Annotated in this window: 20 protein-coding genes and 1 tRNA gene; 8 read left to right on the top strand and 13 right to left on the bottom strand. The window is 62.3% G+C overall.

The window, feature by feature from the left end:
* The first annotated feature begins 191 nt into the window (after nucleotides 1–191).
* Entirely contained in the window at nucleotides 192–581 is a 390-nt protein-coding gene (locus P3W85_RS04395) for a hypothetical protein (protein ID WP_430869495.1), read from the top strand.
* Nucleotides 582–655: 74 nt separating this feature from the next.
* Nucleotides 656–1321, top strand: a complete 666-nt coding sequence (locus P3W85_RS04390) for a C40 family peptidase (protein ID WP_430869493.1) — start codon at nucleotides 656–658, stop codon at nucleotides 1319–1321.
* Nucleotides 1322–1436: 115 nt separating this feature from the next.
* Here the strand turns inward: P3W85_RS04390 and P3W85_RS04385 are convergent, their stop codons facing one another.
* The 8 genes from P3W85_RS04385 to P3W85_RS04350 all read right to left on the bottom strand — a co-directional run bounded on the left by P3W85_RS04385 (nucleotide 1437) and on the right by P3W85_RS04350 (nucleotide 7636).
* A complete protein-coding gene (locus tag P3W85_RS04385) occupies nucleotides 1437–2447 on the bottom strand; it encodes an inorganic phosphate transporter (RefSeq protein ID WP_035814598.1) in 1011 nt (336 codons plus the stop codon).
* A gap of 13 nt (nucleotides 2448–2460) precedes the next feature.
* Nucleotides 2461–3087: a DUF47 domain-containing protein gene (locus tag P3W85_RS04380; RefSeq protein ID WP_035814606.1), complete on the bottom strand. Its 627-nt coding sequence runs from the start codon at nucleotides 3085–3087 to the stop codon at nucleotides 2461–2463.
* A gap of 211 nt (nucleotides 3088–3298) precedes the next feature.
* A complete protein-coding gene (locus P3W85_RS04375) occupies nucleotides 3299–4690 on the bottom strand; it encodes a replicative DNA helicase (protein ID WP_017228957.1) in 1392 nt (463 codons plus the stop codon).
* Between the two features lie 332 nt (nucleotides 4691–5022).
* Entirely contained in the window at nucleotides 5023–5475 is a 453-nt protein-coding gene (gene rplI / locus P3W85_RS04370; protein WP_017228958.1) for a 50S ribosomal protein L9, read from the bottom strand.
* A gap of 31 nt (nucleotides 5476–5506) precedes the next feature.
* Entirely contained in the window at nucleotides 5507–5785 is a 279-nt protein-coding gene (gene rpsR, locus P3W85_RS04365; RefSeq protein ID WP_006163606.1) for a 30S ribosomal protein S18, read from the bottom strand.
* Between the two features lie 3 nt (nucleotides 5786–5788).
* Nucleotides 5789–6088 carry a primosomal replication protein N gene (priB, locus tag P3W85_RS04360; protein ID WP_017228959.1) on the bottom strand — a complete coding sequence of 100 codons (300 nt, stop codon included), beginning with the start codon at nucleotides 6086–6088 and terminating at the stop codon, nucleotides 5789–5791.
* A 74-nt stretch (nucleotides 6089–6162) separates the two neighbouring features.
* A complete protein-coding gene (gene rpsF, locus P3W85_RS04355; protein ID WP_017228960.1) occupies nucleotides 6163–6537 on the bottom strand; it encodes a 30S ribosomal protein S6 in 375 nt (124 codons plus the stop codon).
* Nucleotides 6538–6637: 100 nt separating this feature from the next.
* Nucleotides 6638–7636 carry an asparaginase gene (locus P3W85_RS04350; RefSeq protein ID WP_276263862.1) on the bottom strand — a complete coding sequence of 333 codons (999 nt, stop codon included), beginning with the start codon at nucleotides 7634–7636 and terminating at the stop codon, nucleotides 6638–6640.
* Between the two features lie 223 nt (nucleotides 7637–7859).
* Between P3W85_RS04350 and lexA the strand changes: the two genes are divergently transcribed.
* The 4 genes from lexA (at nucleotide 7860) to P3W85_RS04330 (ending at nucleotide 9751) form a co-directional block, all read left to right on the top strand.
* Nucleotides 7860–8516, top strand: coding sequence for a transcriptional repressor LexA (lexA, locus tag P3W85_RS04345; RefSeq protein ID WP_276263861.1), 657 nt, complete (start codon nucleotides 7860–7862; stop codon nucleotides 8514–8516).
* Between the two features lie 109 nt (nucleotides 8517–8625).
* Complete coding sequence (locus P3W85_RS04340; protein ID WP_276263860.1) at nucleotides 8626–8796, top strand: hypothetical protein; 171 nt, start codon at nucleotides 8626–8628, stop codon at nucleotides 8794–8796.
* A 177-nt stretch (nucleotides 8797–8973) separates the two neighbouring features.
* Nucleotides 8974–9049, top strand: a tRNA-His gene (locus tag P3W85_RS04335).
* A 291-nt stretch (nucleotides 9050–9340) separates the two neighbouring features.
* On the top strand, nucleotides 9341–9751 hold the full coding sequence (locus P3W85_RS04330; protein ID WP_017228963.1) for a hypothetical protein: 411 nt from the start codon (nucleotides 9341–9343) through the stop codon (nucleotides 9749–9751).
* 375 nt (nucleotides 9752–10126) lie between these two features.
* Here the strand turns inward: P3W85_RS04330 and P3W85_RS04325 are convergent, their stop codons facing one another.
* The 3 genes from P3W85_RS04325 to P3W85_RS04315 form a co-directional block, all read right to left on the bottom strand.
* A complete protein-coding gene (locus P3W85_RS04325; protein WP_276263859.1) occupies nucleotides 10127–10399 on the bottom strand; it encodes a hypothetical protein in 273 nt (90 codons plus the stop codon).
* A gap of 88 nt (nucleotides 10400–10487) precedes the next feature.
* Nucleotides 10488–10727, bottom strand: coding sequence for a hypothetical protein (locus tag P3W85_RS04320; RefSeq protein WP_017228965.1), 240 nt, complete (start codon nucleotides 10725–10727; stop codon nucleotides 10488–10490).
* Between the two features lie 48 nt (nucleotides 10728–10775).
* Nucleotides 10776–11000 carry a hypothetical protein gene (locus tag P3W85_RS04315; RefSeq protein ID WP_051078546.1) on the bottom strand — a complete coding sequence of 75 codons (225 nt, stop codon included), beginning with the start codon at nucleotides 10998–11000 and terminating at the stop codon, nucleotides 10776–10778.
* Between the two features lie 50 nt (nucleotides 11001–11050).
* Between P3W85_RS04315 and P3W85_RS04310 the strand changes: the two genes are divergently transcribed.
* Nucleotides 11051–11320, top strand: a complete 270-nt coding sequence (locus P3W85_RS04310; protein WP_276263858.1) for a DUF1643 domain-containing protein — start codon at nucleotides 11051–11053, stop codon at nucleotides 11318–11320.
* 91 nt (nucleotides 11321–11411) lie between these two features.
* Here the strand turns inward: P3W85_RS04310 and P3W85_RS04305 are convergent, their stop codons facing one another.
* On the bottom strand, nucleotides 11412–11783 hold the full coding sequence (locus P3W85_RS04305) for a hypothetical protein (RefSeq protein ID WP_017228968.1): 372 nt from the start codon (nucleotides 11781–11783) through the stop codon (nucleotides 11412–11414).
* A gap of 294 nt (nucleotides 11784–12077) precedes the next feature.
* Here P3W85_RS04305 and P3W85_RS04300 point away from each other — a divergent pair, with 294 nt between their 5' ends.
* Nucleotides 12078–12605, top strand: a complete 528-nt coding sequence (locus P3W85_RS04300; RefSeq protein WP_276263857.1) for an SUKH-3 domain-containing protein — start codon at nucleotides 12078–12080, stop codon at nucleotides 12603–12605.
* 12 nt (nucleotides 12606–12617) lie between these two features.
* On the opposite strand, the gene P3W85_RS04295 is transcribed toward P3W85_RS04300, so the two are convergent.
* Nucleotides 12618–13877, bottom strand: coding sequence for an IS256 family transposase (locus P3W85_RS04295; protein ID WP_276263856.1), 1260 nt, complete (start codon nucleotides 13875–13877; stop codon nucleotides 12618–12620).
* Between the last annotated feature and the right edge of the window lie 348 nt (nucleotides 13878–14225).

Genomic DNA, 14225 nt, shown 5'->3' with positions numbered 1-14225 from the left:
ACCACGACCGGCAGACTTGCCTGCCGGCGTGACCTAGCATCAAGGTATCCGGAGCGCCCGTCAGGTCGGCACCTCGCCGGCGCCTGGCGGGCGTTTTTTTGCTTGTCCGGCTCGTTGGATCGATGGAGGCATTGATGGACACCTACCTGCACCACTGCCTGGCTCGCGCCAGGACTTGCAGACCACTGCGCATGGCACTGGCCGGCAGCGTCGCCATTGCCGCGCTCTCCATGCTCTCGGGCCCGGCGCTTGCCGCCGACGAGATGGTGATCCGCACCATGGGCCCGATCAGCTATGTCTGCGGCGGCATCGCCGCCGATGAACAGCAGCAACTGGCAGCACAGCAAAAGAACTTCAACATGGGCGTGCTGTTCATCCAGGGCGAACGCGGCGAATACCTGGCCGATGTCTCGGTACGAATGACGCGCGAAGGCCACGAAGTCGCCAGTTTCAAGGCCGGCGGCCCCAAGTGCCTGATCAAGGCCCCGCAAGGCAGCTACAATATAGAAGCGACTTATAAGGGTCAGGTCAAGTCGATCACGGTGAGTACGGGCACATACAACGCGCAATTGCGTTGGTAAGTCCCCCAGGGGCGGCGGTTCCACCAGCCGCCCTTCTGCTGCCGCGGCACCTGACCGGGAATGGATCGAGAAGGATGCCACAGAGACAGATAGCCCATTCCGGAAGCCCCGCGCCGACCCCGGCCAATGCCTTCCACCGTGCCCGCCTGCCCATGCTCTGCACGGCTGCGCTGCTGCTCGCCGCCTGCGCCTCTACCCCGCCCGCACCACGCTATGGAGCCCAATCGCGGCCAGCGGGTACGCCGATGGCCGATCCCAGCAACGGCCTGGAAGAGGTCTCCATCCAGGCCATGTCGCTGGTCGGCACGCCCTATCGTTATGGCGGCAACACGCCCGACTCCGGCTTCGACTGCAGCGGCCTGGTACGCTACGTCGTACTGCGCGCGGCCAACGTCAACCTGCCGCGCACCACCGAAGCCATGGGAGAGCGCGGCGTTTCCCTGGAGCGCAGCCAGGTGGCTTCGGGCGACCTGGTCTTCTTCAACACCACCGGCCGCGCCAATTCGCATGTCGGCATCTATGTCGGACAGAATCGCTTTGTGCACGCGCCCTCCACCGGTGGCACGGTGCGGCTGGAAGACATGAGCAAGTCCTACTGGGCCTCGCGCTATAACGGCGCACGCCGCGTGGCAACGGGCGTCAGCCAGCCGCCGGTCTTCCCCTCGTCGCCGGCGCCCGCCCCTGTCGCCCCGCAGGCACCGGTGGACGACGATCCGATTGCCGCATTCGCCAACCGTTAGCCGCGCAGGCGGCCCCCCGAGCGGTATCGGGGGCGCAAATAGAAAGGCCAGCCGTGCGGCTGGCCTTTCTATTTCATTGCCGGGCCTGATGACAGGCAGGCCCGGATAAGCGGCATCAAAGCACGTGCAGACCGATCCACCATGCGACGGCCGCCATGAAGGCGGACGCAGGAATGGTCAGCACCCACGCCCAGACGATATTGCCGGCCACGCCCCAGCGCACCGCCGAGGCCCTCTGCACCGACCCCACGCCGACGATGGCGCCGGTGATGGTGTGGGTGGTCGACACCGGCACGCCGAGCGCCGACGCGATAAACAGCGTGATGGCGCCGCCGGTCTCCGCGCAGAAGCCACCTACCGGCTTGAGCTTGGTGATCTTCTGGCCCATGGTCCGCACGATGCGCCAGCCGCCGAACATGGTGCCCATGCCGATCGCCACATAGCAGCATACGATGACCCAGACCGGTGGCTCCGCGCCGCCCTGCGCCACATGCCCGCTGGCAATCAGCAACATCCAGATGATGCCGATGGTCTTCTGCGCATCGTTGCCGCCGTGGCCCAGGCTGTAGAGCGAGGCCGAGATCAGCTGCAGCCGGCGGAACCAGCGGTCCACCCGCGACGGCGGCGTGCGAAAGAAGGTCCAGCCCACGATCACCATCATCAACGATCCGAGCAGGAAGCCCAGCAACGGCGAAATCACGATGAAGGCCACGGTCTTGGCCAGGCCGCCACCCACCAGTGCGCTGGTACCGCCCTTGGCCACCGCGGCGCCGACCAGGCCGCCGATCAGCGCATGCGACGACGACGACGGAATGCCGTAGTACCAGGTGATCAGGTTCCAGGCGATGGCGCCGACCAGCGCGCCGAAGATGACGTGGTGATCGACGATATTGACGTCGATCGTGCCGGTGCCCACCGTGGCGGCCACCTTCAGGTGGAAGATAAAGATGGCCACCACATTGCACATGGCGGCCATGGCCACCGCGTGATGCGGCTTGAGCACGCCTGTCGACACCACCGTGGCAATCGAATTGGCGGCGTCGTGAAAGCCGTTCATGAAATCGAACAGCAAGGCTAGCGCCACCAGCAGGCCTATGACCCACAGGCTCATTTGTATTGTATGCATGCCGATGTGTGCCTCAGGCGTTTTCCAGGACGATGCCTTCGATGATGTTGGCGACGTCCTCGCACTTGTCGGTGATGGTTTCCAGTTGCTCGTAGATGGCCTTCAGCTTGATCAGGCGCTTGACGTCGGTCTCGTCGCGGAACAGCTTGGACATGGCCGCGCGCATCACGCGATCCGCCTCGGACTCGAGCTGGTCGATCTGCTGCGCCGTCTTGAGGATGGTGCTGGCATTGCTCATGTCCTCGAGCAGGCCGACCGCGATCTTGACCTGGTCGCAGCACTGCACGCAGATGGAAGCCAGCTTGCGCGCTTCGTCGGTCAAGCTGGTCACGTCGTACAGCGAAATGGTCTCGGCCACGTCTTCCATCAGGTCGAGGATGTCGTCCATGGTGGTGATGAGCTTGTGGATCTCATCGCGGTCCAGCGGCGTGATGAACGTCTTGTGCAGAAGGTCGATGGTGTCGTGCGTGATGCGGTCGGCTTTCTTTTCGGTTGCCTGTACGCGGCGCGCATGCGCCTCGGCATTGGGCAGGTCGTTGACCAGCACCTCCAGTTCGCGGGCGGCGGTCACCGCGCAATCTGCGTGCTGATTGAAGTATTCGAAGAACTTGCCCTCGGTGGGCATGAATCGGCCGAACATGGAATGTTCCTTGTCGAAGCGCGGGGGCGGCGCTGGTTGTTGCTGAATCAGGCTGATACGCATTGCATGACAGCCGCCCGGAGGCGGCTGTCATCAAAACGCAATATTTTACAGGTATGCGGAGGGAAATCGTGGCAGATTGAATCGCGGCGTGAACGAACTGTTCCCGCCGCCCTGCCCGGCTACCCGGCAAGCCGCGCCGGAGCTGGCTTCAGGTGTCGTTGTCGAAGAACGCCGGGCCGCCGCTGTAGTTGTCGAACTTGGTGAATTGGCCCAGGAAGGTCAGGCGCACGGTCCCGATCGGGCCGTTACGCTGCTTGCCGATAATGATTTCCGCCGAGCCTTTGTCCTGGGAATCCGGGTTATAGACTTCATCGCGGTAAATAAACAGGATCACGTCGGCATCCTGTTCGATAGCGCCGGATTCGCGCAGGTCGGACATCACCGGGCGCTTGTTCGGCCGCTGTTCCAGGCTTCGGTTCAGCTGGGACAGCGCAATCACCGGACAGTTGAGCTCCTTGGCCAGGCCCTTGAGCGAACGCGAGATTTCCGAAATTTCGGTAGCCCGGTTCTCCCCGCCGCCCGAACCCGACATCAGCTGCAGGTAGTCGATGATGATCAGGCCAAGCTGGCCGCACTGGCGAGCCAGGCGCCGCGAACGCGCCCGAAGCTCCATCGAGCTCAGCGCCGGGGTTTCATCGATAAACAGCTGGGCATCGTTCATGCGCTGGATGGCATGCGTGAGCCGTGGCCAGTCCTCATCGAGCAGACGGCCCGTACGCAGGCGGTGCTGGTCCAGGCGGCCCACCGAGCCCAGCATACGCATGGCCAGCTGCGTGCCGGCCATTTCCATCGAGAACACGGCCACGGGCAGGCCCTGCTCCACCGCCACGTGCTCGCCGATATTCAGCGAGAACGCGGTCTTACCCATCGAGGGGCGCCCTGCAACGATGACCAGGTCGCCCGCCTGCATGCCGCTGGTCATGCGGTCGAGGTCGATGAAGCCAGTGGGCACGCCGGTCACATCGGTGCTTGCGTCCCGGTGGTACAGCTCGTCGATACGCTCCACCACCTGCGTCAGCAGCGGCTGGATTTCCTGGAAACCCTTCTGCCCGCGCGAGCCCTCCTCGGCAATGGCGAATACCTTCGATTCCGCTTCGTCGAGCAGTTCCCGCACCTCGCGCCCCTTGGGGGCGAAAGCCGCACTGGCGATATCGTCGGCCGCGGTGACCAGCTTGCGCAACACCGAGCGCTCGCGCACGATCTCGGCATAGCGGCGGATATTGGCCGCGCTGGGCGTGTTTTGCGCCAGCGAGTTCAGATAAGCCAGCCCGCCCACTTCCTCCGCCTTGCCCGCGACCTGCAGCGTCTCGTAGACGGTGATGACGTCGGCAGGCTTGGTGGCGGCGATCAGCCGGGAGATGCTCTGGAAGATCATCCGGTGATCGAAGCGGTAGAAATCCGCTTCGGACAGGAAATCGGCGATACGATCCCAGGCGGCATTGTCCAGCAGCAAGCCACCCAGCACCGATTGCTCGGCCTCGATGGAATGCGGCGGTACCTTGAGATTGTCTAGTTGGGGGTCGGCCACGGGCGCGTTCATGGGGAGGGATTATAACGGTCGCCGCCAGCGAGCCGGCGGAGAATTCGCTGCCGCACGTCAGGGCATCCTGCGATGTGACGGCGGGACAACCGGCCTGTCGCAATGGCGCGAGCCGGTGTGCGGGCGGAGGCGGCACAGATAGCGCGCGTGGCATCGGCTTGACGCCGGAAAGCTGGAAAAGCCGGGCGCCGGCAAGCCAGGCGAAACCAGGGTCACGGCCAAACAAAAAGGCAGGAGCGATACGCTCCTGCCTTTTTGTTTGGCCAAGCTGACGTTTGCAACCGGTTCCTGCCTACCCGGAGGGTAAGCGGGAACCGCGGCAAGGTCGATGCTTAGACGTGCTCGCCCAGGACGGAAACCGTCACATCGACTACCACGTCGGTGTGCAGCGAAACGCTGACCGGATGGTCACCGACGATCTTCAGCGGGCCAACCGGCAGGCGCACTTGCGCCTTCTCAACCTTGAAGCCTTGGCCAGCCAGGGCTTCGGCGATGTCGGCGTTGGTCACCGAACCGAACAGGCGGCCGTCCACACCCGACTTCTGGGTGATTTGCACGGTCAGGCCGCTCAGCTTCTCGCCTTCGGCTTGTGCCGCGGCCAGCTTCTCGGCAGCTGCCTTTTCCAGTTCAGCGCGCTTGACTTCGAACTCGCTGATGGCGGTCTGGGTAGCGCGGCGGGCCTTCTTGTTCGGGATCAGGAAGTTACGGGCGTAGCCGTCCTTCACGCGAACGATGTCACCCAGGTTGCCCAGGTTGATGACTTTCTCAAGCAGGATAATTTGCATCGTGTTTTCTCCTTAGCGGACCTAGGGCCGATCAGTTCTTGTGCAGGTCGGTGTAAGGCATCAGCGCGAGGAAACGCGCGCGCTTGATAGCCGTATCGAGCTGACGCTGATAGTGCGCCTTGGTGCCGGTCAGGCGGGCCGGCGTGATCTTGCCGTTGTCGCCGATGAAATCCTTCAGGGTGTCCAGATCCTTGTAGTCGATCTGTTCCACGCCGGCCACGGTGAAGCGGCAGAAGCGCTTGCGCTTGAACAGCGGGTTTTGCTGTTGGAAGCGCTTCTTGTTCTTGTTGTCACGTTTGACGAATGCCATGATTCAATCCTTTTCGAATGCTTTACATCCAGTGATGTGAAAGACGAGAGCCTTGCTGTTGCGGTGCTTGCGGGCCAGGAATCCTTCGCAGTCGAGCATCGCGCCGAGCGGAGTACGCTCAAGCCGCTGGCCTATCTGACCGATTCCCATGGCGGCGATGGCGAACTCCACCTGCCTGGGCGTTTGCGCCTCGACCGTCTCGCCCGCGTACTGCAGGATGCAGTTGACGACGGGGACCCCGGCCGGGGTGTAACGCAAGGCATCGCGTTCCGCGAGGGTTGCGCAGAGCCTTAACTGGTTCAACGCACTCTCCCGCACCGATGCCCGCACTTGCCGCCGCGGCGATCAATGCCCACGGCAACCACAACAGTCCGCACTTAGGCGGCCTGGACTTCGCTGGTCTGTTGCGCGGCCTTGCGGGCTTCTTCGCGCTGCACTTCCTTCATCATCGGGGACGGTGCGGTTTCGGCCTTCTTGGTCTGAACGATGAGGTGGCGCAGCACCGCGTCGTTGAACTTGAACGCGTGTTCGAGTTCAGCCAGGGTTTCCTTGCCGCATTCGATGTTCAGGCAAACGTAGTGAGCCTTGGCCAGCTTCTGGATCATGTAGGCCATCTGACGGCGACCCCAGTCTTCCACGCGGTGGATCTGGCCGCTCTGGGACGTGACCAGCGTCTTGTAACGCTCGATCATGGCCGGAACTTGTTCGCTCTGGTCCGGATGGACGATAAATACGATTTCGTAATGACGCATTGACGCTCCTTTTGGATAAGCCGCCCGGGCGCCAAGTCCGGTGCAGCAAGGTTGGATAGCCTTAAAGTATAGCGTGCTTTTGACGAAGCTGGCAAGCGCCCTAGTTCCCGGCGAATACCGCCTGCAGCGCGGCCGGATCCCTTGCCAGCGCCGGTGTTGCGGCCAGCGCCAGCATCAGGAGCACACGGGCCTTGTAGGGATTGAGATCCCCCGCTGACACGAAGATGCCCGATGATGGGCGAGGAAGAGCAGGAATCGCCACGTGCCCTGCCCCGGTCCGCGAACTACGCACCACGGCCACCCCTGCCGCTGCCGCGTCGGCAAGCGCTTCAGTCAGCGACTGATGGATCGACCCGTTGCCGGCGGCCGCCACCACCAAGCCTGACACGCCAGCCCGCGCCAGGGCATCCACCACCACCCGTCCGGGCTCGGCGTAGCTGGTGACGATTTCAACCTGAGGCCACACAGACGGCAGCGGCAGCGCCTGGGCCGGCAATCCTTGCGGGATCCGTGCAAACCGCACCAGGTCATCCTGCACATACCCGACCGGCCCCGCCAGCGGCGACGCAAAGGCATTCACCGCTGCCGTATGCCCCTTCACTGCGTCGCGTCCGGCATGGATCTCCTGGTTGATCACCAGCAACACCCCCTTGCCCGCCGCATCCGCATGACCGGCCACCCGTACCGCATCCAGCAGGTTCAGGGGGCCATCGGCCGACAATGAAGTCGAGGGCCGCATGGCGGCTGTCAGCACCACGGGGACCGTACCCACGCACGCCAGGTGCAGCAGCATCGCGGTCTCCTCCAGCGTGTCGGTGCCATGCGTAATCACAATACCGGCCACATCGGGCTGCACGGACCAGAACGCAACGCGCTCGACCAGCCTGGACCACAGCGCGAACGACATATCCTTGCTATCAATCTGCGCCACCTGCTCGGCCTCGATCCGGGCCACGGCGGCCAACGCCGGCACGGCATCGAGCAACGCCGTAACCGGCACAGTGGCAGCCTGGTACTTCGCACTGCTGGCGGGATTCGACGAAGAACCGGCAATGGTACCGCCGGTAGCGAGCACGACGACGCGAGGCAGGAGAGACATGGATGGAAAGGCTCAAGAGCCTGAAGCGTTGATGGAGGGCGGCAAAAGCGACTTCGGATGTCGCGGATTGTAACTCCCCGCCATCCACGCACGCCGGCCACGACCCACAGGCCGCACGCCTGTCGATGAGCGAACTCCCAAAATTCCCCTTGCACTTCACTCGATACTGTATAAAATCACAGCATACTGTTTAAACATACAGTGCTTTCAATCATCGGCGACCATGGCGACCCTGACACCGCGACAGCAGCAGATTTTCGACCTGATTCGCAGCACCCTGCAGCACACCGGCTTTCCCCCCACACGCGCTGAAATCGCCGCCAAGTTCGGCTTTTCCTCGCCGAATGCTGCCGAGGAGCATTTGCGGGCCCTGGCCCGCAAAGGGGTGATCGAACTGACCCCCGGCGCCTCGCGCGGCATCCGGCTCAAGGTTTCGCGCAGCGACTCCGAAGCATCCGACCAGTTTTCACTGCCGTTGGCCGGCGTCATGCAGCTGACTCTGCCTCTGGTCGGGCGAGTCGCGGCAGGCAGCCCGATCCTCGCTGCCGAGCACATCGACCGCCAATATCAGGTCGACGCCTCGGTGTTCGAAGTGCAACCCGACTACCTGCTCCGGGTACGGGGCCTCAGCATGCGCGACGCCGGCATCCTGGATGGCGACCTGCTGGCGGTCAAGCGGGCCAGCGAAGCCGCGAACGGCAAGATCGTCGTAGCGCGGCTGGGTGACGATGTCACCGTCAAGCGCCTGAATCGGCGCGGCGACTCGATCGAGCTGATTGCCGAGAATCCGGACTTCCCGAGCATCATCGTGCAACCGGGCCGCGAAGAGTTTTCCCTGGAAGGCATCGCCGTCGGCCTGATCCGCCCCAGCGCCTTCTAACCCGTGCGGCTGAGGCGGGCTAGCCCGTGTCACGCCGACACCCGATTGTGCCAACGCCGCCCGCTCCGCGGGCACCGCTAATTGTTGTTGCAAGCCACCAGGTGTAGCCATGCTGCCAGCCAACCGCCTCTCCGCCCGCCGCCCCGTCAAGCCCGTGCCGTTCCGCCAGTCCAAAGGCGTACGCATCTACCAGGGCGCGCAGCGGCGCACCATGGTCGGCAGCATGGCCGCCATCTGCCGCATGCTCGAACTGGAGGAATCGACGAAGCTCTCCATATAGGGACTCGCCGTGAAGTGTTTGCATCTGATCTGGGTAGCGCCTTGATTGATCTAGAGCCCTTTGGACTCGAGCAGGACCGCTCAAGGAAATTTTTTGTGCAGAGTACTAGCCATCTGCCATTTGGTATTGTATGATCTTGTTCTTCGCTGTTCGGCACTCAGTTGAACAGCCAGTACGGTGGCTGTAGCTCAGTTGGTAGAGTCCAGGATTGTGATTCCTGTCGTCGTGGGTTCGAGTCCCATCAGCCACCCCAAGAATTTGCTTTACGAAACAGCGCCTTAGCAAAGGCGCTGTTTTTATTTGTGGCCACACAAAGTGGCGTCATGTTCCCACCATATTCCCACGGCGGGAATACTCGTCGTCGTCGCCCCCCCCCATCTCCACCCACGCCCTCAATCCAACAGCAGCGGCAACCTCGCGCGTGTCGATTGCCGCTCAAATTGTTCGGAACACTGTATATCCATACAGTTAACTCAACTATCAACGTTCCGCTTAGGGCGAGCTCTATACTGGATATCCATACAGTATCCTGCGAAGAGCCACCATGTTCACCTGCGATCCCGACACCGTCTTCCTGTACCGCCGCGCTGCCGACGCGGTCGCCGTGCCCTTCCCTTGCCAAAGGATCACCGTGGACGACCCGCTGCTGACGGTGGACACATGGAACCCCGAGGCAGAGGCAGCCGCGCAAGCCGCTGGCGCCATGCTGGTGCTGGCCGGCATCGATGCAGCGGCGATCATGGCGTTGCCCTGGCGGATCGATCGCCTTGAGCTCAATCACCGCGGCGCGTGGCTAAGCTTCTCGCTGGCTGACTCGATCCAATTCTTGGGCCCGCGCTCCGTCCGCCTGCGCACCCGCGGTAAGCGCCGCTATGCCACTCGTCAGGAAGCGACATGCACGCGTGACCTCCCCGGCGAACAGCATCTGCCTCGCAGCGCAGTTCCTGCCTGGTGACACGGCCGAGCTAGGCGTGGACTGCGACAGCGTATGCCGACGCAGCGCAAACAGCGGCGCAGTCAGTGACTATTTTGGCCGCCGAAGAGATCGACGAGACCGAAGAGACAATGGTCAACCTCGGTCTGGATGCCGGCGGCGGCCGTGTTTGGAGATGGCAAGCATCCGCCGCCTGGAGGGACTACTGGACACCACAGGTCTGGCACTATGGAAGCAGGATTTCGTGCACGCGTTGGCTGTGCCCACACTTGTAGGTGATGTAACAAGACACGCCGAAGACCAGGCGGAGAAGCTCGACGAACTGCTCGCGAGGTACGTCTCATGCGCGCGCAGCAACAACCAAGGTCGTATGCAGGAGCCACAGGCAGCGTGAACCTAGTCGTAGGTTTCCCAGAAAAAACCACGCTCGAGATCTCGCTCGAACTCGACGGTCCAGGACGTTCCGCTTTCAGCCGCGTAGTGCTGGCGGGCACCCGTGAGATTTGCCGCAACGGTCACCTGACGGGGAATGTGGCTTACACCTGCTTCAGGCGGGCCGCCATCGTCAAGGACAACCGTGAATTCTTCGCTGACCCGGCCATGCTTCCTGCATGCCGAGATGAAGGCCTGCTGCTCGTCCGCCGGTAGTTCTTCGAAGGCCTTTTCCATAGCATCTCCCAGACACTCGCTCGCTCCGGACATGACACCAAACCACTGCTACCAGGTTGACTGCTGCACCGTGACGCGCGAGATGAGGCTACAGCCCTGTCTGCGTGTTCTGGACGCAAGCCTTTGCGTAGGCAATCGCTTCGCGCATCGCCTCTTCCCTGCTACCGAATTGAGTTTTGATCTTGTGCCGCAGTCCAGGGATGAACTCGTTCGTATGATCGATCTTCCGCTCGAACAATACCGATGCTTGCCAGATCCCGGCTTGCGACTCCCAGACCGTGCAGTGGCAGTGGTAATCCCCTTCTTCGACGAAGACATGGCTCGACATGGCAACCCCTCAACGTATCGGATGGATCATGGAGTGAGCAGAAAGTCGCTAGCCACCAGCCTTCTTGTCACCCAAGCCAAACAGCCGCACAGTGTTCTGATGTCGTCGGAGAGCTACGAGCGCCAGGCACAGGCCCGCAATCGACAGACCCAAGGCCCAGCCGATAGTCCGCCGCATCTTCGCCGCCTGCTCGGCCTGATAACGAGCGTCCGCCGCTATGCGCACGGCCTCCCAAAACTCGGTTTCCTGGTTGTCTTCCTCGACTATCGCCATTTCCGCCTCCCTGCATGGATGTCGGAGAGCCATATGGAGGAAATCCTAGCATGAAGCACCTGACCACGCAGACCATCGACGGCGAGTCCCGCGCCATCGTCTCCACCTGCGGTCAATACCGATACCGGCTTTGGCGCGAGTGGGACGCCGTCCGGCTTACGCTGTGCTCCATCATGCTCAATCCGCCGACCGCCGACTACGAGGTCAACGCGATGTCGATAGGGATCACTTTGCAAAGCCTCAAGAAGGGACTTCGCCCATCCCTTGCGACAGGAATATCGGCAGGAAGGGCAAAGTGGACTGGATCGAGCGCAAGATAGATCCGTGGCCCGCTCGAAGCGGACCGGCGTGCCGCGCTGCTGTTCGTCGCCGAGCGCTGTCCGTCGGCGCCGATGGCAGCGCTGGCGGCGTTCAGGCGCCGTCGAGGAAAGGATTGCGTTGACCGATGCGCGTCCCCAGCGCATCGGGAGCCAGGCTCATGCTGGCAGGGTCTAGCGCCGGATCGGGGCTACGGGCCAGCGAGGGGTTGGCCGGTGCAGGCGCCATACCCTGCGGCATCGGTTGGCCGGCGTCTTGCGCATAGGGGTCGCGCGCGGCGGGCATCGCCCCCTGGCTGGGCGGCGCTGCCGCCGGCATCGCTTGCATTGGCTGGGGGGATTGCATCGGTTGAGTGGATTGCATCGGCTGGGTCGGCTGAATCGGCTGGGCCTGCTGCGCGAACAACGGGTAGGACGCGATCATCGCGCCAGCCATCAACAAGGATTTCGCCAGATGTTGCTTCATTCGTGTACCTCCTAAAACGCCAACAGGCATGGGAATAGCCACTGTAGCGCCGAGGCACCTGACATTCTGTTCGATTTTGCAACGGTCATTTACCAGCCTTGCCATCGACACCAAGGTGGGGTAACCGCGCGCGACCTCGATGGTCTGTGTCCATAGGACGCTGAGTAGCGCCGATATCGGCTACCAGAACACCGTCTGCGATCTTCAAGCGATCGTCCCTCAGTGTTGTACGATTTGCTGGACGGCGTGCAATAGTACGGGCCCTGAGAAAGAAAGCCGATTTAGGATGACTCGATGATTGCTCTCCCTGCGTCAGTTGAACCGCTGTTTATTCGGGCCGGATGGCATCCAGGAGTCGCATCCGCCGTCGTAGACGGCAATCATCATCCGGCCACAGATATGCTTCGGGAATTCGATGGTTTGACTGTAGGTTCTGATGGTGCCGGCGTGGAATGTGCCCGAATCGCTCTGAAGTTTCAGCCGATTGAAACGCTGGACGAGCAGATCATGGCGTGGGAGCGGACACTGCAAACCACGATGGTCGGATTTGCCGAAGGCGGGCTGGGCTACGAAGAATTCTATGCCGACGAGATGGGTCGCATCTTCGCCATCAACTGTATTGTCGATGGGGTTTACCTGTGTGGATTCAGTTTTGGCGATGCGGTCGAGCGATTGTTGCTCGGAAGGCGAGCAATGCCGCTTTTGTTGGAAGGACAGGAACGCGTGCCATTCTATGGCGAGGACCTACTGCGGGGAGATCCGGGCCTGTCAGTTTTTTTGTGTGCAGGGCAGGTAAAGGCTCACCGCCAATTCGAGCGGTGAGCCAGCATTATCTCAACGATGCGGATGGGTGAAGCGCTCTTCGTAGAGGATTGCAAACTGGTTCATGGCAGCCTTCCAGTCATGCGTTGAACTACCCCATTTCCCGGTGATGTTGCGCAGGGCCAGCCACAGCAGCTTGGTTGCCGCCTCGTCGCTGGGGAAGTGCCCGCGCGTCTTGATGATCTTGCGCAGTTGCGCATTGATGCTCTCAATGGCGTTTGTGGTGTAAATGATCTTGCGGATCGCCGGCGGGAACATAAAGAACGGGATCACTTGGTCCCAGGCGCGCCGCCAGGACGCAGCGATCGGTGCGTACCGCTTGCCCCACTCTCCTTGCTCGAAGGCCGCCAGCTCGGCCAGCGCAGCCTCCACATTGGGTGCGGTGTAGACGGGCTTGAGCGCGGCAGCCACGGCCCGGCGCTCCTTCCAACTGGCGTACTCCAGGCTGTTGCGGATCAGATGGACGATGCAGGTCTGCAGCGTCGTGTTCGGGAACACCGCGTTCAGGGCCTGCTCCATGCCTCTGAGCCCATCTGTGACGGCAATCAGGATGTCCTGTGTGCCGCGGGTCTTCAGGTCGTTGAACACCTTCATCCAGAACTTGGCGCCTTCGGTGGTCTCGATCCACAGGCCCAGGATGTCGCGTGTGCCGTCCGGCAGCACGCCCAAGGCTAGGTAGACGGCCTTGTTGCGCACTACGCCGTCTTCACGCATCTTGACCCGCAGCGCGTCGAAGAACACCACTGGGTACATCACCTCCAACGGGCGGGCCTGCCAGGCGGTGACCTCGTCCATGACCGCATCGGTCACCGAACTGATGAACTCGGGCGAGATCTCGGTACCGTATTGCTCGGCCAGAAACGCCTGGATCTCGCGCACGGTCATGCCACGGGCGTACATGGCGATGATCTTGTCGTCGAAGCCGGTGAAGCGCCGCTCGTGCTTGGGAATCAGGATCGGATCGAAGCTGCCGTCACGATCGCGCGGGATGTCCACCCGCAGCGGCCCGTCCTCGGTCAGGACGGTCTTGGCGCTCTTGCCGTTGCGCTGGTTGGCCGTGCCGGCCGGGCGCTCCGCGCCCGGCTGGTAGCCTAGGTGATGGCCTAGCTCGGCGCCTAGGGCCCGCTCGATCAAGGCCTTCTTGAACGCCATCGAGGCGTTCTGAACCGCCTCGGCTGTCATGGGGCCCTTAACGAAATGGGCGATCAGGTCTTCGGGAATGGCCGGCAGTTCACGGTCTGCGGCTTGGCTGGTCTTCGTCTTGCGTGGCATACATGCTCCTTGGCGACATGTTATGCCCTAAACACAAAATCTCTGACAGGCCCCGCGGTGGCCCCGGATTTGGGGTACTCGCTTCAAGCTGGAGCCACCGCGCCCACGACGAAACCCGTGCTGTTCATGATCGCGTGGTCATCTAAACTGGTAACGGCAGATGCCCGAATGGGCAAGCGAATTCGTCATTCAGGGGTCGTACCACGAGACCACCGTCATTCGCCGTGTAGTGGTGGTCGGCGCCGGTACCGGCAGATTCCAGCAGAACTGACGCGCCCACCACGAATCCGCAAAGCAACCAAGCCCGACACGCCAGCCTCCTGCAAGGATCGTTTTCTTTTGGTTACT

Source organism: Cupriavidus basilensis (assembly GCF_029335485.1).
GTDB lineage: Bacteria > Pseudomonadota > Gammaproteobacteria > Burkholderiales > Burkholderiaceae > Cupriavidus > Cupriavidus basilensis_E.
Note: the sequence above shows the minus strand (reverse complement) of the source record. Positions and strands in the feature narration are given on the sequence as shown.

What these genes read in the sequence shown, in the direction of transcription:
- P3W85_RS04395 (WP_430869495.1), top strand. Translation starts at nt 192, where the DNA reads ATGGCACTGGCCGGCAGCGTCGCCATTGCCGCGCTCTCCATGCTCTCG.
- P3W85_RS04390 (WP_430869493.1), top strand. Translation starts at nt 656, where the DNA reads ATGCCACAGAGACAGATAGCCCATTCCGGAAGCCCCGCGCCGACCCCG.
- P3W85_RS04385 (WP_035814598.1), bottom strand. Translation starts at nt 2,447, where the DNA reads ATGCATACAATACAAATGAGCCTGTGGGTCATAGGCCTGCTGGTGGCG.
- P3W85_RS04380 (WP_035814606.1), bottom strand. Translation starts at nt 3,087, where the DNA reads ATGTTCGGCCGATTCATGCCCACCGAGGGCAAGTTCTTCGAATACTTC.
- P3W85_RS04375 (WP_017228957.1), bottom strand. Translation starts at nt 4,690, where the DNA reads ATGAACGCGCCCGTGGCCGACCCCCAACTAGACAATCTCAAGGTACCG.
- rplI (WP_017228958.1), bottom strand. Translation starts at nt 5,475, where the DNA reads ATGCAAATTATCCTGCTTGAGAAAGTCATCAACCTGGGCAACCTGGGT.
- rpsR (WP_006163606.1), bottom strand. Translation starts at nt 5,785, where the DNA reads ATGGCATTCGTCAAACGTGACAACAAGAACAAGAAGCGCTTCCAACAG.
- rpsF (WP_017228960.1), bottom strand. Translation starts at nt 6,537, where the DNA reads ATGCGTCATTACGAAATCGTATTTATCGTCCATCCGGACCAGAGCGAA.
- P3W85_RS04350 (WP_276263862.1), bottom strand. Translation starts at nt 7,636, where the DNA reads ATGTCTCTCCTGCCTCGCGTCGTCGTGCTCGCTACCGGCGGTACCATT.
- lexA (WP_276263861.1), top strand. Translation starts at nt 7,860, where the DNA reads ATGGCGACCCTGACACCGCGACAGCAGCAGATTTTCGACCTGATTCGC.
- P3W85_RS04340 (WP_276263860.1), top strand. Translation starts at nt 8,626, where the DNA reads ATGCTGCCAGCCAACCGCCTCTCCGCCCGCCGCCCCGTCAAGCCCGTG.
- P3W85_RS04330 (WP_017228963.1), top strand. Translation starts at nt 9,341, where the DNA reads ATGTTCACCTGCGATCCCGACACCGTCTTCCTGTACCGCCGCGCTGCC.
- P3W85_RS04325 (WP_276263859.1), bottom strand. Translation starts at nt 10,399, where the DNA reads ATGGAAAAGGCCTTCGAAGAACTACCGGCGGACGAGCAGCAGGCCTTC.
- P3W85_RS04320 (WP_017228965.1), bottom strand. Translation starts at nt 10,727, where the DNA reads ATGTCGAGCCATGTCTTCGTCGAAGAAGGGGATTACCACTGCCACTGC.
- P3W85_RS04315 (WP_051078546.1), bottom strand. Translation starts at nt 11,000, where the DNA reads ATGGCGATAGTCGAGGAAGACAACCAGGAAACCGAGTTTTGGGAGGCC.
- P3W85_RS04310 (WP_276263858.1), top strand. Translation starts at nt 11,051, where the DNA reads ATGAAGCACCTGACCACGCAGACCATCGACGGCGAGTCCCGCGCCATC.
- P3W85_RS04305 (WP_017228968.1), bottom strand. Translation starts at nt 11,783, where the DNA reads ATGAAGCAACATCTGGCGAAATCCTTGTTGATGGCTGGCGCGATGATC.
- P3W85_RS04300 (WP_276263857.1), top strand. Translation starts at nt 12,078, where the DNA reads ATGATTGCTCTCCCTGCGTCAGTTGAACCGCTGTTTATTCGGGCCGGA.
- P3W85_RS04295 (WP_276263856.1), bottom strand. Translation starts at nt 13,877, where the DNA reads ATGCCACGCAAGACGAAGACCAGCCAAGCCGCAGACCGTGAACTGCCG.